The 25,620-nt window shown below is 63.8% G+C and carries 29 protein-coding genes; 15 read left to right on the plus strand and 14 right to left on the minus strand.

What is annotated here, in order from left to right; all coding sequences use genetic code 11:
- The first annotated feature begins 164 nt into the window (after nucleotides 1-164).
- The 5 genes from AC1MHZ_RS05490 (at nucleotide 165) to rlmF (ending at nucleotide 6,631) form a co-directional block, all read left to right on the plus strand.
- Nucleotides 165-1,655, plus strand: a complete 1,491-nt coding sequence (locus AC1MHZ_RS05490; protein WP_482966112.1) for a leucyl aminopeptidase — start codon at nucleotides 165-167, stop codon at nucleotides 1,653-1,655.
- A gap of 49 nt (nucleotides 1,656-1,704) precedes the next feature.
- A complete protein-coding gene (locus AC1MHZ_RS05495) occupies nucleotides 1,705-2,133 on the plus strand; it encodes a DNA polymerase III subunit chi (RefSeq protein ID WP_482966113.1) in 429 nt (142 codons plus the stop codon).
- 5 nt (nucleotides 2,134-2,138) lie between these two features.
- Complete coding sequence (locus tag AC1MHZ_RS05500; protein WP_482966114.1) at nucleotides 2,139-2,504, plus strand: DNA polymerase III subunit chi; 366 nt, start codon at nucleotides 2,139-2,141, stop codon at nucleotides 2,502-2,504.
- Between the two features lie 186 nt (nucleotides 2,505-2,690).
- Nucleotides 2,691-5,537 carry a valine--tRNA ligase gene (locus AC1MHZ_RS05505; protein WP_482966115.1) on the plus strand — a complete coding sequence of 949 codons (2,847 nt, stop codon included), beginning with the start codon at nucleotides 2,691-2,693 and terminating at the stop codon, nucleotides 5,535-5,537.
- A 137-nt stretch (nucleotides 5,538-5,674) separates the two neighbouring features.
- Nucleotides 5,675-6,631: a 23S rRNA (adenine(1618)-N(6))-methyltransferase RlmF gene (gene rlmF, locus AC1MHZ_RS05510; protein ID WP_324816890.1), complete on the plus strand. Its 957-nt coding sequence runs from the start codon at nucleotides 5,675-5,677 to the stop codon at nucleotides 6,629-6,631.
- 51 nt (nucleotides 6,632-6,682) lie between these two features.
- Here rlmF and AC1MHZ_RS05515 read toward each other — a convergent pair whose 3' ends face one another.
- Nucleotides 6,683-6,964: an HU family DNA-binding protein gene (locus AC1MHZ_RS05515; protein WP_043210728.1), complete on the minus strand. Its 282-nt coding sequence runs from the start codon at nucleotides 6,962-6,964 to the stop codon at nucleotides 6,683-6,685.
- A gap of 393 nt (nucleotides 6,965-7,357) precedes the next feature.
- On the opposite strand from AC1MHZ_RS05515, the gene yejK reads away from it, so the two are divergent.
- Nucleotides 7,358-8,365 (plus strand): nucleoid-associated protein YejK, encoded by a 1,008-nt coding sequence (yejK, locus tag AC1MHZ_RS05520; protein ID WP_084854523.1) that lies wholly within the window; start codon nucleotides 7,358-7,360, stop codon nucleotides 8,363-8,365.
- 43 nt (nucleotides 8,366-8,408) lie between these two features.
- On the opposite strand, the gene AC1MHZ_RS05525 is transcribed toward yejK, so the two are convergent.
- On the minus strand, nucleotides 8,409-8,690 hold the full coding sequence (locus AC1MHZ_RS05525) for a GIY-YIG nuclease family protein (protein ID WP_143515157.1): 282 nt from the start codon (nucleotides 8,688-8,690) through the stop codon (nucleotides 8,409-8,411).
- Nucleotides 8,691-8,872: 182 nt separating this feature from the next.
- Between AC1MHZ_RS05525 and AC1MHZ_RS05530 the strand changes: the two genes are divergently transcribed.
- The gene (locus tag AC1MHZ_RS05530) at nucleotides 8,873-9,646 is read left to right on the plus strand and encodes a hypothetical protein (protein WP_482966116.1); all 774 of its coding nucleotides are present in this window, start codon (nucleotides 8,873-8,875) and stop codon (nucleotides 9,644-9,646) included.
- Nucleotides 9,647-9,648: 2 nt separating this feature from the next.
- On the opposite strand, the gene AC1MHZ_RS05535 is transcribed toward AC1MHZ_RS05530, so the two are convergent.
- The 12 genes from AC1MHZ_RS05535 to AC1MHZ_RS05590 form a co-directional block, all read right to left on the minus strand.
- A complete protein-coding gene (locus AC1MHZ_RS05535) occupies nucleotides 9,649-10,116 on the minus strand; it encodes a nuclear transport factor 2 family protein (RefSeq protein WP_084854526.1) in 468 nt (155 codons plus the stop codon).
- A 78-nt stretch (nucleotides 10,117-10,194) separates the two neighbouring features.
- Nucleotides 10,195-11,472, minus strand: a complete 1,278-nt coding sequence (locus AC1MHZ_RS05540) for a CynX/NimT family MFS transporter (RefSeq protein WP_084854527.1) — start codon at nucleotides 11,470-11,472, stop codon at nucleotides 10,195-10,197.
- Between the two features lie 113 nt (nucleotides 11,473-11,585).
- Entirely contained in the window at nucleotides 11,586-12,635 is a 1,050-nt protein-coding gene (gene hisC / locus AC1MHZ_RS05545) for a histidinol-phosphate transaminase (protein WP_084854528.1), read from the minus strand.
- 2 nt (nucleotides 12,636-12,637) lie between these two features.
- Nucleotides 12,638-13,963: a histidinol dehydrogenase gene (hisD, locus tag AC1MHZ_RS05550; RefSeq protein WP_324816900.1), complete on the minus strand. Its 1,326-nt coding sequence runs from the start codon at nucleotides 13,961-13,963 to the stop codon at nucleotides 12,638-12,640.
- Nucleotides 13,964-14,088: 125 nt separating this feature from the next.
- Entirely contained in the window at nucleotides 14,089-14,724 is a 636-nt protein-coding gene (hisG, locus tag AC1MHZ_RS05555) for an ATP phosphoribosyltransferase (protein WP_043213301.1), read from the minus strand.
- A gap of 114 nt (nucleotides 14,725-14,838) precedes the next feature.
- On the minus strand, nucleotides 14,839-16,104 hold the full coding sequence (gene murA, locus AC1MHZ_RS05560) for a UDP-N-acetylglucosamine 1-carboxyvinyltransferase (protein ID WP_084854530.1): 1,266 nt from the start codon (nucleotides 16,102-16,104) through the stop codon (nucleotides 14,839-14,841).
- A gap of 24 nt (nucleotides 16,105-16,128) precedes the next feature.
- Entirely contained in the window at nucleotides 16,129-16,368 is a 240-nt protein-coding gene (locus AC1MHZ_RS05565) for a BolA family protein (protein ID WP_029613593.1), read from the minus strand.
- 118 nt (nucleotides 16,369-16,486) lie between these two features.
- Complete coding sequence (locus tag AC1MHZ_RS05570) at nucleotides 16,487-16,789, minus strand: STAS domain-containing protein (RefSeq protein WP_084854531.1); 303 nt, start codon at nucleotides 16,787-16,789, stop codon at nucleotides 16,487-16,489.
- Nucleotides 16,786-17,439, minus strand: a complete 654-nt coding sequence (locus AC1MHZ_RS05575) for an MlaC/ttg2D family ABC transporter substrate-binding protein (protein WP_084854532.1) — start codon at nucleotides 17,437-17,439, stop codon at nucleotides 16,786-16,788. Before AC1MHZ_RS05575 ends, AC1MHZ_RS05570 begins: the two co-directional genes overlap by 4 nt.
- A gap of 9 nt (nucleotides 17,440-17,448) precedes the next feature.
- A complete protein-coding gene (mlaD, locus tag AC1MHZ_RS05580) occupies nucleotides 17,449-17,934 on the minus strand; it encodes an outer membrane lipid asymmetry maintenance protein MlaD (protein ID WP_084854533.1) in 486 nt (161 codons plus the stop codon).
- Nucleotides 17,934-18,731, minus strand: a complete 798-nt coding sequence (mlaE, locus tag AC1MHZ_RS05585) for a lipid asymmetry maintenance ABC transporter permease subunit MlaE (RefSeq protein WP_084854534.1) — start codon at nucleotides 18,729-18,731, stop codon at nucleotides 17,934-17,936. The genes mlaD and mlaE overlap by 1 nt, the downstream gene beginning before the upstream one ends.
- Complete coding sequence (locus AC1MHZ_RS05590) at nucleotides 18,731-19,540, minus strand: ATP-binding cassette domain-containing protein (RefSeq protein WP_084854535.1); 810 nt, start codon at nucleotides 19,538-19,540, stop codon at nucleotides 18,731-18,733. The genes mlaE and AC1MHZ_RS05590 overlap by 1 nt, the downstream gene beginning before the upstream one ends.
- A 232-nt stretch (nucleotides 19,541-19,772) precedes the next feature.
- Here AC1MHZ_RS05590 and AC1MHZ_RS05595 point away from each other — a divergent pair, with 232 nt between their 5' ends.
- From AC1MHZ_RS05595 to ptsN, 8 genes are all read left to right on the plus strand, one after another.
- Nucleotides 19,773-20,750 carry a KpsF/GutQ family sugar-phosphate isomerase gene (locus tag AC1MHZ_RS05595; protein WP_084854536.1) on the plus strand — a complete coding sequence of 326 codons (978 nt, stop codon included), beginning with the start codon at nucleotides 19,773-19,775 and terminating at the stop codon, nucleotides 20,748-20,750.
- Between the two features lie 14 nt (nucleotides 20,751-20,764).
- The gene (locus AC1MHZ_RS05600; protein WP_482966117.1) at nucleotides 20,765-21,289 is read left to right on the plus strand and encodes a KdsC family phosphatase; all 525 of its coding nucleotides are present in this window, start codon (nucleotides 20,765-20,767) and stop codon (nucleotides 21,287-21,289) included.
- A gap of 8 nt (nucleotides 21,290-21,297) precedes the next feature.
- Nucleotides 21,298-21,870 carry an LPS export ABC transporter periplasmic protein LptC gene (gene lptC / locus AC1MHZ_RS05605; protein ID WP_084854537.1) on the plus strand — a complete coding sequence of 191 codons (573 nt, stop codon included), beginning with the start codon at nucleotides 21,298-21,300 and terminating at the stop codon, nucleotides 21,868-21,870.
- Nucleotides 21,857-22,381, plus strand: a complete 525-nt coding sequence (gene lptA / locus AC1MHZ_RS05610) for a lipopolysaccharide transport periplasmic protein LptA (RefSeq protein WP_324817955.1) — start codon at nucleotides 21,857-21,859, stop codon at nucleotides 22,379-22,381. The genes lptC and lptA overlap by 14 nt, the downstream gene beginning before the upstream one ends.
- Complete coding sequence (gene lptB / locus AC1MHZ_RS05615) at nucleotides 22,382-23,107, plus strand: LPS export ABC transporter ATP-binding protein (protein ID WP_084854539.1); 726 nt, start codon at nucleotides 22,382-22,384, stop codon at nucleotides 23,105-23,107.
- 156 nt (nucleotides 23,108-23,263) lie between these two features.
- Nucleotides 23,264-24,757 carry an RNA polymerase factor sigma-54 gene (locus tag AC1MHZ_RS05620; RefSeq protein WP_084854540.1) on the plus strand — a complete coding sequence of 498 codons (1,494 nt, stop codon included), beginning with the start codon at nucleotides 23,264-23,266 and terminating at the stop codon, nucleotides 24,755-24,757.
- Nucleotides 24,758-24,834: 77 nt separating this feature from the next.
- Nucleotides 24,835-25,143 carry a ribosome hibernation-promoting factor, HPF/YfiA family gene (hpf, locus tag AC1MHZ_RS05625; protein WP_043213265.1) on the plus strand — a complete coding sequence of 103 codons (309 nt, stop codon included), beginning with the start codon at nucleotides 24,835-24,837 and terminating at the stop codon, nucleotides 25,141-25,143.
- Nucleotides 25,144-25,155: 12 nt separating this feature from the next.
- Entirely contained in the window at nucleotides 25,156-25,620 is a 465-nt protein-coding gene (gene ptsN, locus AC1MHZ_RS05630) for a PTS IIA-like nitrogen regulatory protein PtsN (protein ID WP_084854541.1), read from the plus strand.

Here is a 25,620-nt window from a genome sequence, read left to right on the forward strand (position 1 = left end):
GCCTGTCACTTGGCCGCGCATGACGGCGCATATCGGGGTTGTCATCGAGGTTGCCGCAGGCTCAAACTGGCAGCTTTTCCACTGGCACGCGAGCACGCGGCCAGGCCCGTTTCGAGCGTGTGCACGAGACCGCGCCAACTGACTGATCATTCGGGGACCCTGACATGGAACTGGTTGTAAAAAGTGTAGCCGCCGCCTCCTTGAAAACCGCCACCTTGGTATTGGCTGTCGGTGAAGGGCGCAAGCTCGGCGATATCGCCAAGGCCGTCGACCAGGCCAGCAACGGTGCCATCAGCACCGTGCTCAAGCGTGGTGACCTCGCCGGCAAGCCCGGCCAGACCCTGCTGCTGCACAGCCTGCCAGGCCTCAAGGCCGAGCGTGTGCTGTTGGTCGGCAGCGGCAAGGAGGCCCTGGGCGATCGCGCCTGGCGCAAGCTGGTCGCCAGCGTCGCCGGCGTGCTCAAGGGCCTGAACGGCAGCGACGCGGTGCTGGCCCTGGACGAGGTCGGCGTCACCGGCCGTGATGCCCACTATGGCAAGTACCGCCTGCTGGCCGAGACCCTGCTCGACGGCGAATACGTGTTCGACCGCTTCAAGAGCCAGAAGCCCGACCCTCGCGCGCTGAAGAAGATCACCCTGCTGACCGACAAGGCCGGCCAGGGCGAGGTCGAACGCGCCGTGAAACACGCCAGCGCCATCGCCGCAGGTATGGCCTTCACCCGCGACCTGGGCAACCTGCCGCCGAACCTGTGCCACCCAAGCTTCCTGGCCGAGCAGGCCAAGGAACTGGGCAAGGCGCACAAGAACCTCAAGGTCGAGGTCCTGGACGAAAAGAAGATCAAGGACCTGGGCATGGGTGCCTTCTATGCCGTGGGCCAGGGCAGCGACCAGCCGCCACGCCTGATCGTGCTCAACTACCAGGGCGGCAAGAAGAGCGATAAGCCCTTCGTGCTGGTCGGCAAGGGCATCACCTTCGACACCGGCGGCATCAGCCTCAAGCCCGGTGCCGGCATGGATGAAATGAAGTACGACATGTGCGGCGCCGCCAGCGTGTTCGGTACCCTGCGCGCGGTCCTGCAGCTGCAGCTGCCGATCAACCTGGTGTGCCTGCTGGCCTGTGCCGAGAACATGCCAAGCGGCGGTGCCACCCGCCCGGGTGACATCGTCACCACCATGAGCGGCCAGACCGTGGAAATCCTCAACACCGACGCCGAAGGCCGCCTGGTGCTGTGCGACACCCTGACCTACGCCGAGCGCTTCAAGCCCCAGGCAGTGGTCGACATCGCCACCCTGACCGGCGCCTGCATTGTCGCCCTGGGCAGCCACACCTCGGGCCTGATGGGCAACAACGACGACCTGGTCGGCCAGCTGCTCGACGCCGGCAAGCGCGCCGACGACCGCGCCTGGCAGCTGCCGCTGTTCGACGAATACCAGGAGCAGCTGGACAGCCCGTTCGCCGACATCGCCAACATCGGCGGGCCAAAGGCCGGCACCATCACCGCCGGCTGCTTCCTGTCGCGCTTCGCCAAGGCCTATGACTGGGCACACTTGGACGTTGCCGGCACCGCATGGATCAGCGGCGGCAAGGAAAAGGGCGCCTCGGGCCGCCCGGTCCCGCTGCTGACCCAATACCTGCTCGACCGCGCCAACGCCTGATGCCACCAGGCCGGTGGTGCTCGTGCGCCACCGGTTGGCAGACCTGACCATGAGCAAAGTCGACTTCTACATCCTGCCCACCGACGACCTGGCGGCGCGCCTGGATTTCGCCTGCAAGCTGTGCGAGAAGGCCTGGCGCCTCGGCCACCGGGTCTACCTGCACTGCCAGGACGCCGAGCAGCGCGCCGCGCTGGACGAGCGCCTGTGGCGCTTCAAGGGCGAAGCCTTCGTGCCCCACGACCTGGCCGAGGCCCATGCCGACGCCGTGGTGGCCCTGGGGCTGGGCGACGATGCCGGCCCCCACCGTGACCTGCTGATCAACCTGGGGGCCGACGTGCCCGGGTTCGTCGGCCAGTTCGAACGGGTGGCCGAAATCGTCGTCGAGGCACCGGCCATCCGCCTGGCTGCCCGGGAGCGATTCCGTTTCTACCGTGAACGGGGCTATGCTCTGCAAGACCACCGCTTACAGCGACTTTGACGACGATGGACAAGCATTCCCCCCTACCTGATTCCGCGCACCTGCTCGACGATCTCGAGTCGATCCGCCAGTTGCTGGGCGACGCCGACCTGCAGCCGCCGCTGCTGACCGAAACGGTCGAGCAGATTCCCCTGCTGCTCGACGAACCCGCCGGCAACCCGGCGCCGCCCGTCCAACCCGCCCCGGTGGCGCAAGAGGACGACCCGCAGACACGCCGCCAGGACACCCTGCTGCACCTGGAAGCCGACCTGCGCGCTGCCGCCCAACAGATCATGCAAGACGTGATCAACGACTTCACTCCGCACATCGAGAACGAGATCAAGCGCCGCCTGGATGCACGCATGGAACGGCTGATCAAACGCTCGGAGTAAGATCCCGGGGCCGCCTGGCGGCCCTTTCGCGGCACAAGGCCGCTCCTACAGACGCCAGGGTCCCTGTAAGAGCGGCCTTGTGCCGCGAAAGGGCTGCAAAGCAGCCCCTGCCCCTGTCGCCTCAACCCCCCAGCTTGGTTATACTTCCCGGCTTTCCCGAATTAATGCCATAGGGTCCCGCCGCGCATGGATAAGACCTACCAGCCGCACACCATCGAAACTTCCTGGTACAACACCTGGGAGTCCGAGAACTATTTCGCTCCACAAGGTGCAGGCGAGTCCTACACCATCATGATCCCGCCGCCGAACGTGACCGGCAGCCTGCACATGGGCCACGGCTTCAACAACGCGATCATGGATGCCCTGATCCGTTTCCGCCGCATGCAAGGCCGCGACACCCTGTGGCAACCCGGCACCGACCACGCGGGCATCGCCACCCAGATGCTGGTGGAACGCCAGCTCGAGGCCAAGGGCCAGAACCGTCATGACTTGGGCCGCGAAAAGTTCCTGGAGAAGGTCTGGGAGTGGAAGGAGCAGTCCGGTGGCAACATCAGCCGCCAGATCCGCCGCCTGGGCTCGTCGGTAGACTGGAGCCGCGAACGCTTCACCATGGACGACGGCCTCTCCGAGGCGGTCAAGGAAGCCTTCGTGCGCCTGCATGAAGACGGCCTGATCTACCGCGGCAAGCGCCTGGTCAACTGGGACACCAAGCTGCACACCGCCATCTCCGACCTCGAAGTGGAAAACCACGACGAGAAGGGCCACCTGTGGAACCTGCGCTACCCGCTGGCCGATGGCGCCAAGACCGCCGAAGGCAAGGACCATCTGGTGGTCGCCACCACCCGTCCGGAAACCCTGCTCGGTGACGCGGCCGTTGCCGTGAACCCGAACGACGAGCGCTACCAGGCCCTGATCGGCAAGTTCGTCGAGCTGCCCCTGGTGGGCCGCCGCATCCCGATCATCGCCGACGACTACTGCGACCCGGAGTTCGGCACCGGCTGCGTGAAGATCACCCCGGCCCACGACTTCAATGACTATGAAGTCGGCAAGCGCCACAACCTGCCGCTGCTCAACATCTTCGACAAGAACGCCCTGGTGCTGGCAAGCGCCCAGGCCTTCAACCTCGACGGCAGTGTCAACGAAAGCATCGACACCACCCTGCCCGCCCAATACGCCGGCCTCGACCGTTTCGTCGCGCGCAAGCAGATCGTCGCCGACCTGGATGCCCAGGGCCTGCTGGTCAGCATCGACGACCACGCCCTGAAGGTGCCGAAGGGCGACCGCTCCGGCACTGTCATCGAGCCGTGGCTGACCGACCAATGGTACGTCTCCACCAAGCCACTGGCCGAGCCAGCCATCGCCGCCGTGGAAGATGGCCGCATCCAGTTCGTGCCCAAGCAGTACGAGAACATGTACTTCTCCTGGATGCGTGACATCCAGGACTGGTGCATCAGCCGCCAGCTGTGGTGGGGCCATCGCATCCCGGCCTGGTACGACGAGGCCGGCCAGGTCTATGTCGGTCGCAACGAGGCCGAGGTGCGCGCCAAGCACAACCTGGGCGCCGACGTGGCCCTGCGCCAGGACGACGACGTGCTCGACACCTGGTTCAGCTCGGGCCTGTGGACCTTCTCCACCCTGGGCTGGCCGGAGCAGACCGAATTCCTGAAAAAGTTCCACTCCACCGACGTGTTGGTCACCGGCTTCGACATCATCTTCTTCTGGGTCGCCCGGATGATCATGCTGACGATGCACCTGATCAAGAACGAGGATGGCACCCCGCAGGTACCGTTCAAGACCGTCTATGTCCATGGCCTGGTGCGTGACGGCCAAGGCCAGAAGATGTCCAAGTCCAAGGGCAACGTGCTCGACCCACTGGACATCGTCGACGGCATCACCCTCGAGGCCCTGCTGGAAAAACGCACCAGCGGCATGATGCAGCCAAAGCTTGCCGAGAAGATCGCCAAGCAGACCAAGGCCGAGTTCCCGGAGGGCATCGCCAGCTACGGCACCGACGCCCTGCGCTTCACCTTCTGCTCGCTGGCCTCCACCGGCCGCGACATCAAGTTCGACATGGGCCGCGTCGAAGGCTACCGCAACTTCTGCAACAAGATCTGGAACGCCGCCCGCTACGTGCTGGACAAGGGCGAGGACTGCGGCCAGAACGGCGAGGCCTACGAGCTGTCGCTGGCCGACCGCTGGATCATCTCGCAGTTGCAGCGCACCGAGGCCGAGGTCACCCGCCAGCTCGAGCAGTTCCGCTTCGACCTGGCCAGCCAGGCCCTGTACGAGTTCATCTGGAACCAGTACTGCGACTGGTACCTGGAGCTGTCCAAGCCGGTGCTGTGGGATGAGAACGCCCCGGTCGAGCGCGCCCGCGGCACCCGTCGCACCCTGGTACGCGTGCTGGAAGTGGCCCTGCGCCTGGCCCATCCGTTCATGCCGTTCATCACCGAAGAGATCTGGCAGCGCATCGCGCCGCTGGCCGGCATCGACGGCAAGACCATCATGCTGCAACCGTGGCCGGTGGCCAACGAGAGCCGTATCGACACTGCTGCCGAAGGCGACATCGAGTGGCTGCAGCAGCTGATGGTCGGCCTGCGCAACATCCGCGCCGAGATGAACATCGGCCCTGGCAAGCCGCTGCCGCTGTTCCTCAAGAACGCCAATGCCGACGACCAGCGTCGTCTGCAGGAAAACGAGGCACTGCTCAAGAAGCTGGCCAAGGTCGAATCGTTCACCGTACTGGGCGAGCAGGACGAAGCGCCGCTGTCGGCCACCGCGCTGGTGGGCGACCTGCAGGTCCTGGTGCCGATGGCCGGCCTGATCGACAAGGATGCCGAGCTTGCGCGCCTGAACAAGGAAATCCAGCGCCTGCAAGGCGAAGTCCAGCGCGTGGGCGGCAAGCTGTCCAACGCCGCGTTCGTCGACAAGGCCCCGCCTGCCGTGATCGAGAAAGAGCGCGCCAAGCTGGCCGAGTCCGAACAGGCCCTGGCCAACCTGACCGAGCAGCATGCGCGGATCGCGGCGCTGTAACATCGAGTGAAGCCATAGCGGGCTGCCCTGCAGCCCATCGCCGGCAAGCCGGCTCTCACAGGTAAAGTGCAAACCCTGAACCTTGCACCTGACCTGTGGGAGCCGGCTTGCCGGCGATGCTTTTTCAGGACCCTACCATGACCCAGAAACCCACCCTGCACCCGCGCAACCGTCACAAGGGCCACTACGACTTCCCCAGCTTGATCAAGGCCCACCCGGACCTGGCCCGCTTCACCCTCACCAACCCCTACGGCAAGCCCAGCATCGACTTCGCCAACCCCGAGGCCGTGCGGGTGTTCAACCGCGCCCTGCTCAAGGCCCAGTACGGTATCCAGCACTGGGACATCCCGGCCGACTACCTGTGCCCGCCGATCCCAGGTCGGGCCGACTATATCCACGTGCTGGCCGACCTGCTGGCCGAAGACTGCGGCGGCGCCATCCCCCGCGGGGCCCAGGTACACGCGCTGGACATCGGCGTTGGCGCCAACTGTATCTATCCGTTGCTCGGTCATAGCGACTATCGCTGGCGCTTCCTCGGTTCGGACATCGACCCGGTCGCCCTGGCCTCGGCCAAGGCGATCGTGCAGGCCAATGGCTTGGCCAAGACGATCACCCTACGCCAGCAAGGCAACCCACGACATATCCTCGACGGGCTGCTGCAAGGCGATGAGCGTTTCGATGTGACCCTGTGCAACCCACCCTTCCATGCCTCCCGGGACGAAGCCACCCGCGGCAGCCAGCGCAAGTGGAAGAACCTGGGCAAGCAGGACCCCAAGCGCAAGCTACCGGTGTTGAATTTCGGCGGGCAGAACAACGAGCTGTGGTGCGAAGGCGGCGAGATCCGCTTCGTTAGCCAGCTGGTGGCCGAAAGTGCGCAATACGGGGAGCAGGTGCTGTGGTTCAGCAGCCTGGTATCGAAGGCCAGCAACCTGCCAGGTATCGAGGCCGCTCTGAAGAAGGCGGGCGCGAAGGCGCAACGTGTGGTCGCCATGGGCCAGGGCCAGAAGCAGAGCCGCATGGTCGCCTGGAGCTTCCAGGACGATGCCGCCCGCCAGGCCTGGCATGCCCGGCGCGAAGGCAAATCGCGGGCATGAAAAAACCGCGCCCGGGCAAGCCGGGCGCGGTTCGTTCAACGCATCAACGCATTACTTGTTGACGGCGTCGTTCAGGACCTTGGCAGGTACGAACTTGACGACTTTCTTGGCAGCGATTTCGATGGCAGCGCCGGTCGAAGGGTTGCGGCCGGTACGGGCAGGACGCTCGGAGACTTTCAGCTTGCCGATGCCTGGCAGGGTGATTTCAGCGCCGTTTTCCAGTTGGTCGGCGACGATCTGGCCCAGTTGCTCCAGGGCGTTGCGCGCGGTGGTCTTCGGCGCGTCGATGGCTTCGGCGATATCGGCAATCAGTTGGTCTTTGGTCAATGCCATGGTGGTGTTCCTTCCCTATCAAATTCAGTGATTATGCAGTGTGCCAGGTCGTAATCGGGCCAGCCCTGGGCGGCCAGGCGGGCCGCGCCAATCGCGTATGTAGATACGAAAATCAGCGTTTGGTTCGACACGGCCAGGCGATCTGCCGGCAATGCGCCACCCAAGGGGCGCAAGACCGCGCAAAGCTACCACAGGAATGGATAAATATCCGCTGCCGGCTTCGATTTTATGCAGGTTTTTCGGGGGCTTTAGCGGAAAACGCAAAAAATTGAACAAAAAACGAACAACAGGCATTTCCGCCAACATCTGGCCACTGCATCACCCCTGCCCTGGGTTAAACTGGGCGACTTTGCAGCGCGGTCCGCTACCGCCCGAGACCTATTCGAGAGATCCATGCCAATCCGTCATTGCATCGTTCACCTGATCGACAAGAAGCCCGATGGCAGCCCGGCAGTACTGCATGCGCGCGACTCCGAACTCGCCGCCTCCGACGCCATCGAAAACCTGCTGGCCGACCTCAACGACAGCTACAACGCCAAACAGGGCAAGGCCTGGGGCTTCTTCCACGGCGAGTCCGGCGCCTACCCGCTCAGCGGGTGGCTGAAACAATACCTGGACGGAGAAAAGGACTTCACCGCCTTCAGCCGTGTCGCCGTCGAGCATCTGCAAAAGCTGATGGAGGAATCCAACCTGTCCACCGGCGGCCACATCCTCTTCGCCCATTACCAGCAAGGCATGACCGAGTACCTGGCCATCGCCTTGCTGCACCACAGCGAAGGCGTGGCGGTGAACGCCGAGCTCGACGTCACCCCGTCGCGCCACCTGGACCTCGGCCAACTGCACCTGGCGGCGCGTATCAACCTGTCGGAGTGGAAGAACAACCAGAACTCCAAACAGTACATCTCGTTCATCAAGGGCAAGAACGGCAAGAAGGTCTCGGACTACTTCCGCGACTTCATCGGTTGCCAGGAGGGCGTGGACGGCCCCGGTGAAACCCGCACGCTGCTCAAGGCCTTCAGCGACTTCGTCGAAAGCGAGGACCTGCCCGAGGAAGCGGCCCGGGAAAAAACCCAGACCCTGGTCGACTACGCCACCACCCAGACCAAGCTGGGCGAGCCGGTGACCCTGGAGGAGCTGTCGAGCCTCATCGATGAGGACCGCCCGAAGGCGTTCTACGACCACATCCGCAACAAGGACTATGGCCTGTCGCCGGAGATCCCGGCGGACAAGCGCACCCTCAACCAGTTCCGCCGTTTCACCGGCCGGGCTGAAGGCCTGTCGATCAGCTTCGAGGCGCACCTGCTCGGCTCCAAGGTGGAGTACGACGAGGAAGCCGGCACCCTGATCATCAAGGGCCTGCCGACCCAGCTGGTCGACCAGCTCAAGCGCCGCAAGGATTGAGGCTGCGCCCTATCGCCGGCAAGCCGGCGATAGCTGACGCCCCCTACCCTTCTGCCCCTTTGGCATAAGCCACCACCAGCGCCTCCTTGGCCGACTTGCGCAGCTTCTTCACCAAGCGCTCCTGGCGCAATGCCTCGGCCTTGTCCGGCCATTGCTCGACATACACCAGCGCCTGGGCCGGGCTGGTCTTGAAATAGCGCGCCCCCTGCCCCTTCTGATGCTTCAGGAAACGCCGCTGGGGGTCATCGCTGATACCGCAATACAACGAACCATTCGCCGCGCGAACCAAGTAGACATACCAGGGCTTTGCTCCCTGGACCGGCATTTCTTCACTCAAGACCTGTGCTCTTTGCGTCATTAGTTTGGTGAGCCCATCCACGAAAGGGCTGCACCATGTTCAAAACCCTACCCATCGCGACCCTCGTCGCAACAACCCTCCTTACCGCCCACGCATCGCCCGGCAAAACGTCGGCACACACATCGCTCGGCCAGCGCACCGCCGCCCAGATGCAACAAAACTACGATGCCACGCCGGCGCGCTGCGAAGGCAATGCAGTTCCGGCCCATGCATGCTCCGGCGTACTGCTCAGGGCCACCAAGCCAGGGCCGGGCTACCACACCTGGCATCATAGCCCCAACACCAAGGCCAAGGGCGGTCTGTCGTTTTCCTACATTCGGGCCGATATACCGACGTCCCGGCTTGCCGCCGACGGCCGCAGCGGCTTCACGCTGTATCCACAGCTGCATCGCCCGCGAGGCTCGTCGTACTACGAAGTGCTATGCGCATGGCCAACCGATGGCGATACCTGGACGCGCAACAGCAATGGCTGTGGCGACAATTCCCAGACCCCTCAGGTGGAGCAGGCCTGCCACCAAAAAGGGATCGACACCGCCGAGCAGTGGATCGCCGAGTTCAGGCGCAGCGGCGACTACAAGCAGCAGTGCGCCTTCGATGTACGTTATGCCCGCATCCCGGGCAGGGCCGATGCGTTCCATCAGAGCCTGCGTGCCAAGCAACTGTTCGGCAAGGAACTGCCTTTCCAGTGGAACGAGCTGATCCTGCGGGCCTGGGATGAATCCACTTCAGCCAGGCTGCCGATCCAGTCGTTCTTCCACATCGAAGGGATGCCCGGGGCCTTGCAACAGGCCCAGACCGATCAGCGCGACTGGTACAAGACCAATGGCACATTCATCCCGGTGATCCGGATACGCCTGCCAAGCGAAGGGAGCAAGCAGGCCAGGTTTACCTACCATGAGCATGAGCAGGCCGTTGCGCGCTGATCTCAGGCCTGCTGGAACCCCCGCAGCCCTTTGAAGGCTTGCCGGCGCACCTTGTCCTGCAGCCATGGCGACCAGCCCAGTACCAGCCCCGGCAAACCCAGGGCCTGGCGAGACCAGCGCCAGAAATCGAAACTGTCGTCATGCTGCAGGATCAGGCCATCGCGGATCACGAAGCGCGCCTGGATGTCGTTGACCACCGTGCGGCCGGTCTGGCTGAACAGGTAGCGCGCCACCCAATGGGCGCTGGCGCTGTCCTGACTGGCTTGGACGTGGTCGAAGGTCAGGGAGAAGTCCTTGGCCCGTGTGGTCAGCATCCGCCACATGTCGCCGACGTCCTGGCCTCGTAGAGTGCCGAACACCGGATCGCTGAAGGTGATGTCTTCGCTGTAGCAAGCCACCATGGCCTCGGCGTCCAAGCGCTGGAAAGCCTGATAGAAACGGGTGATCAATGCTTGGTTGGCGTCGCTCATGGCGCAATCCGTCGAGAAGTGGAAGCCTGAACGATAATCCGTGATGCGCACTGGCGCCATGCCCGTTCGAGCCTTCGGCTAAACCCGCTCGCTGTTCACCTGCACATGCAATGCCCGCCCAGCCCCCAGGCCGAACACGATGGCCCCAATGCCCAACGCCGCAAAGATCCACCCCACGGCAGCCCAACCGCCGGTCAGGTCATGCACCAGCCCCACCGCGAACGGCCCCATGGACGCCAAGGTGTAGCCCACCCCCTGCGCCATGCTCGACAGGTTGGCCGCGACATGGGCATCCCTGGAGCGCAGCACGATCAAGGTCAGGGCCAAGGCGAAGGTACCGCCCTGCCCCAACCCGAGCACCACCGCCCAACCCCAGAGGCCGGACAGCGGCGCATACAGGCAACCGAACAACCCCGCCAGGGTGATCAGCATGACGATGACGATCGCCAGACGTTGATCCTTGCCCCGGGTTGCCAACCAAGGCGCGCTGAGCGAACTGACCAGCTGCACGATCACCGAGCCGGACAGCACCAGGCCCGCTTCCGTCGGGCTCAGGCCACGGCCGATCAGGATCGAAGGCAGCCAGCCGAACACGATATAGGCCAACGACGATTGCAGGCCCATGTACAGGGTGACCTGCCAGGCCAGTGGATCGCGCCACAACCCGCGCACCCGGTAGGCCACCTTGTGCAGGCCATGCCCCTGGCGCGCCTGGGGCAGCCATACCAGCATCGCCAGCAGCGCGGGAAGCAGCCAGAAGCCAAGCCCCACAGGCCAGCTGTCGGCGAAATGGCGGGTCAATGGCACGGTCGCACCGGCGGCCAGCGCAGCTCCCAGGCACAAGGCCATGGTGTAGACGCCGGTCAGGGTGCCGGCATGCTGGGGGAAGTCGCGCTTGACGATGCCTGGCAACAGCACGCCGATGATGCCGATACTCGCGCCGGCCATGACGCTGCCCAGAAATACCCCGGTCACGCCCAGGGCACTGCGCACGAGAATGCCCAACGCCAGGGTCAGCAAGATGCCGAGGATCACGCGCTCGCTGCCAAAGCGCCTGGCCAGCGCCGGCGCCAGCGGCGCGAACAGGCCCAGGCACAGTACCGGCAAGGTGGTCAGCAAACCAGCCTGGGCGGCATTGAGCCCCAGGCTGTCGGAGACTTGCCCCAACAGCGGAGCCAGGCTCGACAATGCCGGGCGCAGGTTCAGCGCCACCAGCACCAGCCCTAGCAGCAACAGCCATGGGCGGCGCAGGGCCACAGGCTGCTGCACCTGTTCGTCGTCGGCCTCGGCGTCGATCAACAGTTCGTCGAGTTCCGTCTCGTGGGGCGGGCTGCGGTGGGTCGTGCGTTCGTCCATGGTTCTCTCGTGGTCAGGGTTCGTTGACGGCGGCGGTGATAGGGGCAGGCTAGAGGGTGAAGATACAACGCAACCCAAGCGCCGCTGCACGAACCTACGCCTGACCCGCCCGCTTATCCAAGCGCATCGAGCAACGCCTGGTTCATCTCCGGCGTGCCGATGGTAATCCGCAGGAACTGCGCAATCCGTTCCTGCTTGAAGTGCCGGACAATCACCCCCTGCTCACGCAACCGCGCCGCGATCCCAGCGGCATCCTGCTGTGGATGCCGGGCGAAGATGAAGTTGGCTGCCGAAGGCAGTACTTCGAATCCACGGGCGCACAATTCACCGACCAACGCCTCGCGGCTGTCGATGACCTTGCGGCACGTCTCGTCGAAGTAGGCTCGGTCCTCGAACGCCGCTGCCGCCCCCACGATCGCCATACGATCGAGCGGGTAGGAGTTGAAGCTGTTCTTGATCCGTTCCAGCGCCTCGATCAGGTCCGGGTGCCCCACCGCCAGGCCAACCCGCAGGCCAGCCAGGGAACGCGACTTGGACAGCGTCTGGGTCACCAGCAGGTTGTCGTAGCGGCCCACCAGGCTGATGGCCGTTTCGCCACCAAAATCGATGTAGGCCTCATCCACCACCACCACCGAATCGCGGTTGGCCTGCAGCAATTGCTCTACCGCCTGCAACGGCAGCAGGCAGCCGGTCGGCGCGTTGGGGTTGGGGAAGATGATCCCGGCGTTGGGCTTGTTGTAGTCCGCGATGCGGATCTGGAACTGCTCGTCCAGCGCCACCGGCTCGAACGGGATGCCGTACAGGCCGCAGTACACCGGGTAGAAGCTGTAGCTGATGTCCGGGAACAGCAGCGGGCCACGGTCGTGCTGGAACAGGCCGTGGAAGATGTGCGCCAGCACCTCGTCCGAGCCGTTGCCGACGAACACCTGCTGCGCCGTCACACCGTAGTACTCGGCTACCGCCTGCTTGAGGCGATCGCCGTTGGGGTCCGGGTACAGGCGCAGGTTGTCGTTCAGTTCCCCTTGCATGGCCGCCAGCGCCTTGGGCGATGGGCCATAGGGGTTCTCGTTGGTGTTGAGCTTGACCAGGCGGGCCAGCTTGGGCTGCTCGCCCGGCACGTAGGGCACCAGGTCCTTGACGAAGGGGCTCCAGAATCGGCTCATGTTCAGTTCCCCTTGTTTTCGGTGAGGATTCGGTATTCGGCGCTGCGCGCGTGGGCGGTCAGCGATTCGCCACGGGCCAGGACCGACGCGGTGCGCCCCAGCTCGGAAGCGGCCTGTTCGGAGCAGAAGATGATCGACGAACGCTTCTGGAAGTCATACACCCCCAGTGGCGAAGAGAACCGCGCAGTGCCGGAAGTGGGCAGCACGTGGTTGGGGCCGGCGCAGTAATCGCCCAGGGCTTCGCTGGTGTGGCGGCCCATGAAGATCGCGCCGGCATGGCGGATGTGCGGCAGCCAGGCCTGCGGGTCGGCCACCGACAGCTCCAGGTGCTCTGGGGCGATGCGGTTGGCGACGTCCATCGCCTGCTGCATGTCGCTTACCTGGATCAACGCACCACGGCCGTTGATCGACTTTTCGATGATCTCGGCACGTTCCATGGTCGGCAACAGCTTGCCGATGCTGGCGGCGACGCGGTCCAGGAACGCCGCGTCCGGGCTGACCAGGATCGCCTGGGCGTCTTCGTCGTGCTCGGCCTGGGAGAACAAGTCCATGGCGATCCAGTCCGGGTCGGTCTGGCCGTCGCACACCACCAGGATCTCCGAGGGCCCGGCGATCATGTCGATGCCGACCTGGCCGAAGACGTGGCGCTTGGCGGTGGCCACGTAGATGTTGCCCGGGCCGACGATCTTGTCTACCTGAGGCACGCTCTGGGTGCCATAGGCCAGGGCCGCGACCGCCTGGGCGCCACCGATGGTGAAGACGCGGTCGACCCCGGCGATGCAGGCCGCGGCCAGCACCAGTTCGTTGACTTCGCCACGTGGGGTCGGCACCACCATCACCACCTCGGACACGCCGGCGACCTTCGCCGGGATGGCATTCATCAGTACCGACGAAGGGTACGATGCCTTGCCGCCCGGGACATACAGCCCAGCACGGTCCAGCGGTGTGACCTTTTGGCCGAGCACGGTGCCGTCGGCCTCGGTGTACTGCCAGGAATCCTGCTTCTGCCGCTCGTGGTAGCTGCGCACACGGTTGGCGGCGGTCTCCAGGGCTTGGCGCTGGGCCTCGGTGATGCGGGTCAGCGCCAGTTCCAGGCGCTCGCGGTCGAGGATAAGGTCTTCGATGCCCTTGGCATCGACCCCATCGAAGCGCTGGGTGAATTCCACAAGAGCGGCGTCGCCGCGCTCGCGCACGGCCTTGATGATGTCGAGCACGCGTTGGTTGACCGCGTCATCGGACACGCTTTCCCAGCTCAGCAGATGATCCAGATGTCGGGCGAAATCCGGATCAGCAGCGTTGAGACGGGCAATTGCAGTGGACACGGTCATGGCGAGGGCCTCGTTTTATTGGCGAATGCTCAGGCGCCCTAGGCTACCAGTCCATCCGCGCGGGCACCCGAGAAAGTTGGCTATGACGCGGATAGACGGGCGCGACGAGAAGTCGCGCGCAAAGGTCAGCCGCGGTGTCGGGACTCGACGGCCTGGCGCAGGGTGTCGATCAGGCTCTGGATGCGGGCGTGCTGCATTTTCATGGAGGCCTTGTTGACCACCAGGCGCGAGCTGATCGTGGCGATCAGTTCCTGGGGCTCCAGGCCGTTGGCACGCAGGGTGTTGCCGGTGTCGACCACGTCGATGATCTTGTCGGCCAGGCCGATCAGCGGCGCCAGCTCCATCGAGCCGTACAGCTTGATGATATCGACCTGACGGCCCTGCTCGGCGTAGTAGCGCTTGGCTACGTTGACGAACTTGGTGGCCACGCGCAGCCGGCCCTTGGGCTCCGGTGCGCCCACGGCACCTGCGGTCATCAGCTTGCAACGGGCGATCTGCAGGTCCAGGGGCTCGTACAGGCCCTGGCCGCCGTACTCCATCAGCACGTCCTTGCCGGCCACCCCGAGGTCGGCCGCGCCATGCTCGACATAGGTCGGCACGTCGGTGGCACGCACGATCAGCAGGCGCACGTCGTCCTGGGTCGTGGGGATGATCAGCTTGCGGCTCTTGTCCGGATTCTCGGTCGGCACGATACCAGCCTCAGCCAGCAATGGCAGGGTATCGTCGAGGATTCGGCCCTTCGATAGCGCGATGGTCAACATGGGAAACGTCGGTCCTTAAGCGGCTACTGCCGGCCAGGTCCTGGACCTGGCCGCATTTGATTCGTGTGTGGGAGCGAGCCTGGCCCGCTTCCACACCCAGCGCCAGTCAGATGACTAGCCCGGTACGCGGCGAATTTTCGCGCCCAGCATCTGCAGTTTTTCCTCGATGCACTCGTAACCACGGTCGATGTGGTAGATGCGATCGATCAGGGTATCGCCATCAGCGACCAGGGCCGACAGGACCAGGCTGGCCGAAGCCCGCAGGTCGGTGGCCATGACCGGTGCGCCCTTGAGTGCCTTGACCCCGGTGACGATGGCAGTGTTGCCCTCGACCTGGATCTGTGCGCCCATGCGGTGCATTTCGTAGACGTGCATGAAGCGGTTCTCGAAGATCGTCTCGATCACCGCACCTGTGCCTTCGGCGATGGCGTTGAGCGAGATGAACTGCGCCTGCATGTCGGTCGGGAAGGCCGGGTACGGAGCGGTACGCAGGTTGACGGCCTTGGGCCGCTTGCCATGCATGTCCAGCTCGATCCAGTCTTCGCCGGCAGTGACTTCGGCACCGGCTTCCTTGAGCTTCTCCAACACCGCCTCGAGGATGGTCGGATCGGTGTCCTTGACCTTCACACGGCCACCGGTCACGGCAGCAGCGACCAGGTAGGTACCGGTCTCGATACGGTCGGGCATCACGCGGTAGGTGGCCGAGTGCAGGCGCTCGACACCATCGATGACGATGGTGTCGGTACCGGCGCCCTGGATCTTGCCGCCCATGGCGTTGATGAAGTTGGCCAGGTCGACCACTTCCGGCTCGCGCGCAGCGTTCTGCAGGACGCTGCGGCCCTTGGCCAGGGCAGCGGCCATCATGATGTTCTCGGTACCGGTCACGCTGACGGTGTCGAAGAAGAAGTGCGCACCACGCAGGCCGCCTTCAGGGGCCTCGGCCTTGATATAGCCGCCTTCGACTTCGATCTTCGCTCCCATGGCCTCCAGGCCACGGATGTGCAGGTCGACTGGGCGCGAACCGATCGCGCACCCACCGGGCAGGGCGACCTCGGCCTTGCCGAAACGGGCGACCATCGGGCCGAGCACCAGGATCGAGGCGCGCATGGTCTTGACCAACTCGTAGGGTGCGACCAGGGTCTTGATGGTGCGCGGGTCGATTTCCACCGAGAGCTTCTCGTCGATCACAGGCTCGATGCCCATGCGACCGAACAGCTCGATCATGGTGGTGATGTCGTGCAGATGCGGCAGGTTGCCCACGGTGACCGGGCCGTCAGCCAGCAGGGTCGCCGAGAGAATCGGCAGGGCGGCGTTCTTCGCCCCGGAAATGCGGATCTCGCCATCGAGACGCGCGCCGCCAGTGATAATCAGTTTGTCCATTGCAATCTCGCCGCCAACGTTGGCTCAGGTGCGCTCAGCCCAGGCTGCGCTGCTGAAAAATTTCATGGTTACCGCATGGATGCTGCCATCGGCGATCCACGGATTCAGGTGAGCATAGATCGCCTGCTGGCGCTTGACCGGGCTCTGGCCGGCCAGCTCGTCGCTGATCACGTTCAACTGGAAGTTGCAGCCTTCGCCTTCAACTTCGACCCGGGTTCCCGGCAATTTCTCTTCAAGGAAGCTTTTAACTTCTACGGCCTGCATGCTCAACCTCAATCGGCGCCCAGTGCGCGCGGGTCGGCCATCATACAAAAAAGCCCCCCGCCTGCGAAGCCCATGGTGGGGCCTGCTGACCGAGGGGCCATCCCTTAACGGCGAGCCATCAGCCCGCCAGCACTTCATCGAGGTCGTAGACCTCGGCAATATCGCGCATGTCGTCGGGCATGCCGCGCAGCTCCCAGCCCTTGCCGGCGGCCTGGGCGTCACGGATGAAGCCCAGCAGCAGCGAGAGGCCGACGCTGGTTGAGCGGGCCACGGACGAACAGTCGAGTACCACCTTCGATTCGCGACAGGCGGCGATCAATGCCTTGCCTTCCTTGCGCAGGGTCGGGCCGCTGCGGTAGTCCAGTACACCGGCCAGACGCAGGACGCCCGGCTCGGTCATGGTCACGCCGGTGTCGCTCATTTCACTTCCTTGTCGGGCGATTTGTCGGCAGCTTCCTTGGCCTTGGCCACTTCGCCGGCCCAGCCGTCGATGGTCTTGTCCAGGTCGTTGCCGTTGCGCTGCATGGCATCGGCGAACTGGTCGCGGAACAGCTTGCCGATGTTGATGCCGTTGACGATCACGTTGCGCACCTTCCACTCGCCACCGAGCTTGACCAGGGTGTACTGCACCGGATAGACAGCGCCGTTGTTGCCGGTGACCTTCATGCCGACGCTGGTACGATCGCCTTCTTCACCCTTGGCCGGGTCGACAGTGATGCCTTGGTTGTTGTACTCGAGCAGCGCATTGCCATAGAACTGTATCAGGCTGCGCTTGAAGTTCTCCTGGAAGCGCTGCATCTGCTCAGGGGTGGCCTTGCGCGAGTACTTGACGGTCATGATGCTCTTGGAGACGCCATCGGCATCGACCACAGGGCCCAGGATGCGGTTGAGGGCGTCGTAGAACGCCTGAGGGTTGCTCTTGTACTGCTCCTTGTTGGCCTTCAGGTCCGATAACAGCTCGGTGGTGGTGCCCTGTACCACGTCACGGGCAGACTGGCCCGGCGCGGCCATGGCCAGCAGGGGGAAGGCCGCCAGGAGAACCAGCAGGCCGCGTCGCAGGATCGAAATCATGGAAACTCCTTAATTAGCGGGTTGGGCTTCTTTGGGTTCCTTGCCCACGGTATTGAGCAGGAACTTGCCAATCAGATCCTCCAGCACCAGCGCCGACTGGGTGTCATGGATGGTGGAACCATCCTTGAGCACGTCCTCTTCACCGCCCACGCTGATACCGATGTACTTCTCGCCGAGCAGCCCTGCGGTCAGGATCGAGGCAGTGGAGTCGGTCGGCAGGTTGTCGACGTTCTTGTCCAGCTGCAAGGTCACCCGACCGGTATAGGAGTCGCGGTCCAGATCGATGGCCGTGACCTTGCCGATGGTCACACCGGCCATGGTCACTTTAGCTCTGACCGTCAAACCGGCGATATTGTCGAAGTACGCATAAACTTTGTATGTGTCGCTGCTCGGGCTGGCGGACAGCCCGCTGACGCGCAGGGCCAGCAGCAGCAACGCCAGGATCCCGGCCAGGAGGAACAGGCCGACACCGATTTCCAGGGTGCGGTTTTGCATCAGAAATCTCCAAACATCAAGGCGGTCAGAATAAAGTCCAGACCCAGGACTGCCAACGAGGCGTAGACCACGGTCTTGGTGGTGGCACGGCTGATCCCTTCTGAGGTGGGCTCGCAGTCATACCCCTGGAATACGGCGATCCAGGTCACGACGAAGGCGAACACCAGGCTCTTGACCAGCCCGTTGAGCACGTCGTCGGTAAAGGAAACACTGTTCTGCATGTTGGCCCAGAACGAGCCTTCGTAGACCCCCAGCCAGTCCACCGCCACCCAGGACCCGCCCCAGATGCCGACCACGCTGAAGATCAGCGCCAGCAGCGGCAGTGAGATGAACCCGGCCCACAGACGCGGGGCAACGATGTACTTGAGCGGGTCGACGCCGATCATCTCCAGGCTCGAGAGCTGCTCGGTGGACTTCATGTTGCCGATCTCGGCGGTCAACGCCGAACCCGCGCGGCCGGCGAAGAGCAAGGCGGTGACCACCGGCCCCAGCTCGCGCAGCAGGGTCAGGGCGATCATCTGCCCCACGGCCTGTTCGGAGCCGTACTTGGTGAGGATGCTGTAGCCCTGCAGCGACAGCACCATGCCGATGAAGATGCCGGAGACAACGATGATCGCCAGCGACAGCACCCCCACCGCATAGAGCTGCTTGACCAACAGCTGGAAGCTGCCGCCGATGCCGCCACGCCCACCCAGGGCATGGACCAGGAACAGGCAGGAGCGACCGAGCACGGCCAGGACATCGATGGCCGCGCGGCCGAACAAGCGGATACGTTCGAGTACGGATTTTCTGCGCATCACCGCGCTCCCAGCAGGTCGGCGCGATAGTCAGGCGCAGGGAAGTGGAAAGGCACCGGGCCGTCCGGGTCGCCCTTCATGAACTGGCGGATGCGCGGGTTGTCCGAGCCCATCAGCTCGTCGGGCGTGCCCTGCCCCAGCACCTGGCCATCCCCCACCACATAGATATAGTCGGCGATGCTCGCGGTCTCGGCCAGGTCGTGGGACACCACGATGCTGGTGATGCCCAGGGCATCGTTGAGCAGGCGGATCAGGCGCACGAGCACGCCCATGGCGATCGGGTCCTGGCCGACGAACGGTTCGTCGTACATGAGAATCTGCGGGTCCAGCGCGATGGCACGGGCCAACGCCACGCGGCGCTTCATGCCGCCGGAGAGTTCGTCCGGCATCAGGTCGATGGCCCCGCGCAGGCCCACGGCCTGCAGCTTCATCAGGACGATGTCGCGGATCATCTCGTCCGACAGCTGGGTATGGACCCGCAACGGGAAGGCGACGTTCTCGAACACATCGAGATCGGTGAACAGGGCGCCGCTCTGGAACAGCACGCCCATCTGCTTGCGCGCATCGAACAGGTCGCCCCGCGACAGGCTCGGCAGGTTCTGCCCTGCGACCCAGACTTCGCCGGCCGAAGGGCGCAACTGTGCGCCCATCAGGCGCAGCAGCGTGGTCTTACCGCACCCGGAAGGCCCCATGATGCCAGTGACCTTGCCACGGGGGATGCGTATGTCCACATTGCTGAAAATGCTGCGCGAACCGCGCTTGAAGGTGACACCCTTCAACTCGACCGCGTAGGCGCTATCCACACTCATCTAGACTCCTTGCGATGCAGCCTCGTCTCAATGGACGCCTGCCCTCTTCGTGAAGGCACACGCGCCACCGGCGGGCCGAATAGCGGCGAACTATAGCACCGCTGCAACGCGCGCCCCAAGGCCATCACGCAGGCTGTTCAGGTCAACGACAGCCAGTACGACAATCGATGGATGAGCCTTTCGCACATTGCAGCTATAATCGGCGCCTTTTTATCAGACATTGCTTTTCGACATGAGCCAATCCAGCGAGCTGATCCAATCCGCCCAGCGCACCCTGCGCCTGGAACTCGAAGCCGTAGAGGGCCTGCTGCCGCGCATCGACGACAACTTCGTCAAGGCCTGCGAGCTGATCCTGGCCAGCACGGGCCGGGTCGTCGTGCTCGGCATGGGCAAGTCGGGCCACATCGGCAACAAGATCGCCGCGACCCTGGCCAGCACCGGCACGCCGGCCTTCTTCGTGCACCCGGCCGAAGCCAGCCACGGCGACATGGGCATGATCACCCGCGATGACGTCATCCTGGCCCTGTCCAACTCCGGCAGCACTGCCGAGATCGTCACCCTGTTGCCGCTGATCAAGCGCCTGGGCATCCAGATGATCAGCCTCACCGGCAATCCTGACTCGCCCCTGGCCCAGGCCGCCGAGGTCAACCTCGACGCCAGTGTCGCCCAGGAAGCCTGCCCGCTGAACCTGGCGCCCACGTCCTCCACCACCGCGGCCTTGGTCCTGGGCGACGCCCTGGCCATCGCACTGCTCGAGGCACGCGGCTTCACCGCCGAGGACTTCGCCTTCTCCCACCCGGGCGGCGCCCTGGGCCGTCGCCTGCTGCTGAAGGTGGAAAACGTCATGCATACCGGCGAGGCGCTGCCCATCGTGCAGCGTGGCACCCTGCTCAAGGACGCCCTGGTGGAGATGTCACGCAAGAGCCTGGTCGGCATGACCGTGGTGCTGGAAGCCGACGGCCGCCTGGCCGGCGTGTTCACCGACGGCGACCTGCGCCGCGCCCTGGAGCGCAACATCGATGTGCACAAGACCATCATCGACCAGGTGATGACCGTGCACGGCAAGACCGCCCGTGCCGAGATGCTCGCCGCCGAGGCCCTGCGCATCATGGAAGACAACAAGATCAACGCACTGGTGGTGGTCGACCAGAACGACCGCCCGACCGGCGCCCTGAACATGCACGACCTGCTGCGCGCAGGCGTGATGTGATGGAGGACAACACGATGAATCCGGATCTGCTGCAACGCGGCAAGGCCATCAAGCTGGCGGTCTTCGACGTCGACGGCGTGCTCACCGACGGGCGCCTGTACTTCCTCGAGGACGGCAGCGAGTTCAAGACCTTCAACACCCTCGACGGCCACGGCATCAAGATGCTCATGGCCTCGGGCGTGACCACCGCTATCATCAGCGGGCGCAAGACCCCGGTGGTCGAACGCCGGGCGCGCAACCTCGGTATCCCGCACCTGTTCCAGGGCCGCGAGGACAAACTCGTGGTGCTCGACGGCCTGCTGGCCGAACTGGGCCTAAGCTATGAACAGGTCGCCTACCTGGGCGACGACCTGCCCGACCTGCCGGTGATCCGCCGCGTGGGCCTGGGCATGGCAGTGGCCAGCGCCGCACCGTTCGTTCGTCAGCACGCCCATGGCGTGACCCAGGCGCGTGGCGGCGAAGGCGCAGCCCGCGAATTCTGTGAATTGATCATGCAGGCCCAGGGCAACCTGGACGCTGCCAACACCAACTACCTCTAAGGCCGCACATGTTCAGCAAGAAAGCCCGAAATATCGTGCTGCTCGGTGCGATCGCCGCACTGCTGGTGGCGGTCGGCTACTGGAACATCAGCCCCGAGAGCTTCCTCGACAAGCCCGTGGCCCAGGTCGACGAAAGCGCCATCGACTACTACGCGATCAACGCCCACAGCGTGCAGTTCATGCCAGACGGCAAGATGCAGTACGAGATGACTGCCGACAAGGTCGAGCACCTCAAGGCCAGCGAAGTCTCCCTGCTGACCAAGCCCGACCTGCACCTGTACCGCGGTACCCAGTACCCGTGGCACGTGCAGAGCGAGCGCGCCGAGGTCAACCCGGACGGCACCGAGGTCGAGCTCATCGAGAAGGTCCGCGTGGCCCGTACCGATGAAAAGCAGCGCGAAATGATCGTCACCACGTCCCGCATGACCGTGTTCCCGCAGAAGCAATATGCGCAGACCGAGCAAGCCGTTAGAATCGACGGCGCCGGTGGGACCACTACGGGCAAAGGAATGAAAGCGTATTTGAAAGACGGCAGGATGGACCTGCTGTCCAACGTAAGAGGACAGTATGAGGCTCGTTAAAACCCTCCCCTTTTTGCTCAGCCTGAGCGCGGCACTGGGAAGCGCGAGCGCCTTGGCCCTGCCCAACGATCGTGACCAGCCTATCCGCATCCAGGCCGACAACGCTCACCTGGACGACAAGCAAGGCGTAGCCACCTATACCGGCGACGTGATCATCACCCAGGGCTCGATGATGATCAAAGGCAACACCGTGACCATCACGCGCGCCGCCTCCGGCGATATCGACGTGGTCACCTCGGTGGGCAACCTGGCGTACTTCGAGCAGCAGCAGAGCGCCGCCAAGCCCGACAAGATGAAAGGCTGGGCCGTGACCATCCAGTACCAGGCGCAGAAGGACCTGGTGATCCTCACCGACCGCGCCAAGGTCGAGAACGAAGGCAACACCACCGAAGGCGAGAAGATCGTCTACAACACCAAGACCCAGGTGGCTACCGCCGGTCGTGGTGGCAATGTGACTTCACCCCGTCAGCGCATCGACATGGTGATTCAGCCGAAGAAGAAGGCCGAGTAAATGGCAACCCTCAAAGCCCAGCACCTGGCCAAGAGCTACAAGGGCCGCCAGGTCGTCCGCGACGTCAGCCTGTCGATCGACAGCGGCCAGATCGTTGGCCTGCTCGGCCCCAACGGCGCCGGCAAGACCACCTGCTTCTACATGATCGTCGGCCTGGTCCGCGCCGACCAGGGCCGCGTGCTGATCGACAACCTGGACGTCAGCCACCAGCCCATGCACGGCCGCGCCCGCGCCGGCATCGGCTACCTGCCCCAGGAAGCGTCGATCTTCCGCAAACTGTCGGTGGCCGACAACATCATGGCCATCCTCGAGACCCGCAAGGACCTCGACCGCGACGGCCGCCGCAAGGAGCTGGAAAGCCTGCTGCAGGAGTTCCACATCAGCCACATCCGTGACAATCTCGGCATGAGCCTCTCCGGTGGCGAACGCCGCCGCGTCGAGATCGCACGAGCATTGGCCACCGCGCCGAAGTTCATCCTGCTGGACGAACCCTTCGCCGGCGTCGACCCGATTTCCGTGGGCGATATCAAGCAAATCATCCATCATCTCAAGGCCAAGGGCATCGGTGTGCTGATCACCGACCACAACGTCCGCGAGACGCTCGATATCTGCGAGACCGCCTACATCGTCAACGATGGACAACTGATCGCCGAAGGCGATGCCGAGACCATCCTGGCCAATGACTTGGTCAAGGAGGTCTACCTGGGCCACGAGTTCCGACTCTGAGCCCGGAGTCTGCCTGGAGCACTGCCGCAAAGGTTGCAGTGCTCTAGGCAAACGCTACAATTTCAGGCATATAACTTGCTTAAAATTGGCGCCCCGGCGCCCTTCGTGTAGTGGATGGCGCATGCGCGCCGGCGAACAAGGTATTAAGCCCCAGCCATGAAACCATCGCTCGTCCTAAAAATGGGCCAGCAACTGACGATGACACCGCAGTTGCAACAGGCCATCCGTCTGCTCCAGCTCTCCACCCTGGACCTTCAACAGGAAATTCAGGAAGCGCTGGAATCCAATCCGATGCTCGAACGTCAGGAAGACGGCGACGACTTCGACAACAGCGACCCCATGGCCGACAACGCCGAGAGCAAGCCGGTCGCCGAAGCCCAGGACAACAGCTTCCAGGAAAGCACGGCCAACGCCGAAACCCTGGAAGAAGGCGAATGGAACGAACGCATCCCCAACGAACTGCCCGTCGACACGGCCTGGGAGGACATCTACCAGACCAGCGCCAGCAGCCTGCCGGCCAGCGATGACGACGAGTGGGACTTCACCACCCGCACCTCCACCGGCGAGAGCCTGCAAAGCCACCTGCTGTGGCAGTTGAACCTGGCACCGATGTCCGACACCGACCGGCTCATCGCCGTGACCCTGATCGACAGCATCAACGGCCAGGGCTACCTGGAGGACAGCCTCGAGGAAATCTGCGCAGGCTTCGACCCGGAGCTGGATATCGAGCTGGATGAAGTGGAAGCCGTACTGCACCGCATCCAGCAGTTCGAGCCTGCCGGCATCGGCGCACGCAACCTCGGCGAATGCCTGCTGCTGCAACTGCGCCAGCTGCCGGCCGACACCCCATGGATGGCCGAAGCCCAGCGCCTGGTCACCGACTTCATCGACCTGCTCGGCAGCCGCGACTACAGCCAGCTGATGCGCCGCATGAAGCTCAAGGAAGATGAACTGCGCCAGGTCATCGAGCTGGTACAGAGCCTCAACCCACGCCCGGGCTCGCAGATCGAGTCCAGCGAGCCGGAATACGTGGTACCCGACGTCATCGTGCGCAAGGACAACGACCGCTGGCTGGTGGAGCTCAACCAGGAAGCGATCCCGCGCCTGCGAGTCAACCCGCAGTACGCAGGTTTCGTCCGCCGCGCCGACACCAGCGCCGACAATACCTTCATGCGCAACCAGTTGCAGGAGGCACGCTGGTTCATCAAGAGTCTGCAGAGCCGCAACGAGACGCTGATGAAGGTCGCCACCCAGATCGTCGAGCACCAACGCGGCTTCCTCGACCAGGGCGACGAAGCGATGAAGCCATTGGTACTGCACGACATCGCCGAGGCGGTGGGCATGCACGAATCGACCATTTCCCGGGTCACCACGCAGAAATACATGCATACCCCGCGTGGTATCTATGAATTGAAATACTTTTTCTCGAGCCATGTGAGTACCGCCGAAGGCGGTGAATGCTCGTCTACGGCGATCCGCGCGATCATCAAGAAACTGGTTGCGGCGGAAAATCAGAAAAAGCCATTGAGTGACAGCAAGATCGCTGGTTTACTGGAGGCACAAGGCATCCAGGTAGCCCGTCGCACCGTCGCCAAGTACCGCGAGTCCCTCGGCATCGCACCGTCGAGCGAGCGCAAGCGACTGATGTAGCCCCTGGCTGTGCCATAGCGTTTCAGTGGCAGGTGCAATACCTGCCCTTTATGCACGGGCAACAAAGGAGAAGCTGTATGCAAGTCAACATCAGTGGACAGCATGTAGAAGTCACCCAACCACTGCGTGAGTACGTACTCGAGAAGCTCGCCCGGGTGGAAGGACATTTCGACAAGATCACCAACGTAACGGTGATCATGAAAGTCGAGAAACTGCAGCAGAAGGTCGAGGCCACGCTCCAGATTCCCGGCGGAGAAGTGGTTGCCAACGCCGAACACCAAGACATGTATGCAGCGATCGATGCCCTGGCTGACAAGCTCGACCGCCAACTGAAAAAACACAAGGAAAAACAGCAAAGCCTGCTGCAAGGTGCAGCCGCCCGCTGATCCCTCTCATCCATGATCCGACTTGAAACCATCCTGACCCCCGGCCGTTCCCTCGTGAACGTGCCGGGCGGCAGTAAGAAGCGCGCCCTGGAAAAGGTCGCCAACCTGATCGCCGAGCAAATTCCCGAACTGGAGATGCAAGACGTCTTCGAAAAGCTGGTTGCCCGCGAGAAACTGGGCTCCACCGGCTTCGGCAATGGCATCGCCATCCCTCACTGCCGGCTCGAAGGCTGCACGGCGCCCGTCAGCGCCCTGCTGCACCTGGATGCTCCCATCGACTACGACGCCATCGATGGCGCGCCCGTGGACCTGCTGTTCGTCCTGTTGGTGCCCGAGGCTGCCACCGATGCCCACCTTGAACTGCTGCGCCAGATCGCCAGCATGCTCGATCGCAAGGAGGTCCGCGATCGCCTGCGTGCCGCCGACAGCAGCGAGGCCCTGTACCAGGTAGTCCTGGACGCACAGAACGAGCACTAA

Source organism: Pseudomonas sp. FA-1, assembly GCF_056856075.1.

What these genes read in the sequence shown, in the direction of transcription:
- AC1MHZ_RS05490 (WP_482966112.1), top strand. Translation starts at nt 165, where the DNA reads ATGGAACTGGTTGTAAAAAGTGTAGCCGCCGCCTCCTTGAAAACCGCC.
- AC1MHZ_RS05495 (WP_482966113.1), top strand. Translation starts at nt 1,705, where the DNA reads ATGAGCAAAGTCGACTTCTACATCCTGCCCACCGACGACCTGGCGGCG.
- AC1MHZ_RS05500 (WP_482966114.1), top strand. Translation starts at nt 2,139, where the DNA reads ATGGACAAGCATTCCCCCCTACCTGATTCCGCGCACCTGCTCGACGAT.
- AC1MHZ_RS05505 (WP_482966115.1), top strand. Translation starts at nt 2,691, where the DNA reads ATGGATAAGACCTACCAGCCGCACACCATCGAAACTTCCTGGTACAAC.
- rlmF (WP_324816890.1), top strand. Translation starts at nt 5,675, where the DNA reads ATGACCCAGAAACCCACCCTGCACCCGCGCAACCGTCACAAGGGCCAC.
- AC1MHZ_RS05515 (WP_043210728.1), bottom strand. Translation starts at nt 6,964, where the DNA reads ATGGCATTGACCAAAGACCAACTGATTGCCGATATCGCCGAAGCCATC.
- yejK (WP_084854523.1), top strand. Translation starts at nt 7,358, where the DNA reads ATGCCAATCCGTCATTGCATCGTTCACCTGATCGACAAGAAGCCCGAT.
- AC1MHZ_RS05525 (WP_143515157.1), bottom strand. Translation starts at nt 8,690, where the DNA reads ATGCCGGTCCAGGGAGCAAAGCCCTGGTATGTCTACTTGGTTCGCGCG.
- AC1MHZ_RS05530 (WP_482966116.1), top strand. Translation starts at nt 8,873, where the DNA reads ATGCAACAAAACTACGATGCCACGCCGGCGCGCTGCGAAGGCAATGCA.
- AC1MHZ_RS05535 (WP_084854526.1), bottom strand. Translation starts at nt 10,116, where the DNA reads ATGAGCGACGCCAACCAAGCATTGATCACCCGTTTCTATCAGGCTTTC.
- AC1MHZ_RS05540 (WP_084854527.1), bottom strand. Translation starts at nt 11,472, where the DNA reads ATGGACGAACGCACGACCCACCGCAGCCCGCCCCACGAGACGGAACTC.
- hisC (WP_084854528.1), bottom strand. Translation starts at nt 12,635, where the DNA reads ATGAGCCGATTCTGGAGCCCCTTCGTCAAGGACCTGGTGCCCTACGTG.
- hisD (WP_324816900.1), bottom strand. Translation starts at nt 13,963, where the DNA reads ATGACCGTGTCCACTGCAATTGCCCGTCTCAACGCTGCTGATCCGGAT.
- hisG (WP_043213301.1), bottom strand. Translation starts at nt 14,724, where the DNA reads ATGTTGACCATCGCGCTATCGAAGGGCCGAATCCTCGACGATACCCTG.
- murA (WP_084854530.1), bottom strand. Translation starts at nt 16,104, where the DNA reads ATGGACAAACTGATTATCACTGGCGGCGCGCGTCTCGATGGCGAGATC.
- AC1MHZ_RS05565 (WP_029613593.1), bottom strand. Translation starts at nt 16,368, where the DNA reads ATGCAGGCCGTAGAAGTTAAAAGCTTCCTTGAAGAGAAATTGCCGGGA.
- AC1MHZ_RS05570 (WP_084854531.1), bottom strand. Translation starts at nt 16,789, where the DNA reads ATGAGCGACACCGGCGTGACCATGACCGAGCCGGGCGTCCTGCGTCTG.
- AC1MHZ_RS05575 (WP_084854532.1), bottom strand. Translation starts at nt 17,439, where the DNA reads ATGATTTCGATCCTGCGACGCGGCCTGCTGGTTCTCCTGGCGGCCTTC.
- mlaD (WP_084854533.1), bottom strand. Translation starts at nt 17,934, where the DNA reads ATGCAAAACCGCACCCTGGAAATCGGTGTCGGCCTGTTCCTCCTGGCC.
- mlaE (WP_084854534.1), bottom strand. Translation starts at nt 18,731, where the DNA reads ATGCGCAGAAAATCCGTACTCGAACGTATCCGCTTGTTCGGCCGCGCG.
- AC1MHZ_RS05590 (WP_084854535.1), bottom strand. Translation starts at nt 19,540, where the DNA reads ATGAGTGTGGATAGCGCCTACGCGGTCGAGTTGAAGGGTGTCACCTTC.
- AC1MHZ_RS05595 (WP_084854536.1), top strand. Translation starts at nt 19,773, where the DNA reads ATGAGCCAATCCAGCGAGCTGATCCAATCCGCCCAGCGCACCCTGCGC.
- AC1MHZ_RS05600 (WP_482966117.1), top strand. Translation starts at nt 20,765, where the DNA reads ATGAATCCGGATCTGCTGCAACGCGGCAAGGCCATCAAGCTGGCGGTC.
- lptC (WP_084854537.1), top strand. Translation starts at nt 21,298, where the DNA reads ATGTTCAGCAAGAAAGCCCGAAATATCGTGCTGCTCGGTGCGATCGCC.
- lptA (WP_324817955.1), top strand. Translation starts at nt 21,857, where the DNA reads ATGAGGCTCGTTAAAACCCTCCCCTTTTTGCTCAGCCTGAGCGCGGCA.
- lptB (WP_084854539.1), top strand. Translation starts at nt 22,382, where the DNA reads ATGGCAACCCTCAAAGCCCAGCACCTGGCCAAGAGCTACAAGGGCCGC.
- AC1MHZ_RS05620 (WP_084854540.1), top strand. Translation starts at nt 23,264, where the DNA reads ATGAAACCATCGCTCGTCCTAAAAATGGGCCAGCAACTGACGATGACA.
- hpf (WP_043213265.1), top strand. Translation starts at nt 24,835, where the DNA reads ATGCAAGTCAACATCAGTGGACAGCATGTAGAAGTCACCCAACCACTG.
- ptsN (WP_084854541.1), top strand. Translation starts at nt 25,156, where the DNA reads ATGATCCGACTTGAAACCATCCTGACCCCCGGCCGTTCCCTCGTGAAC.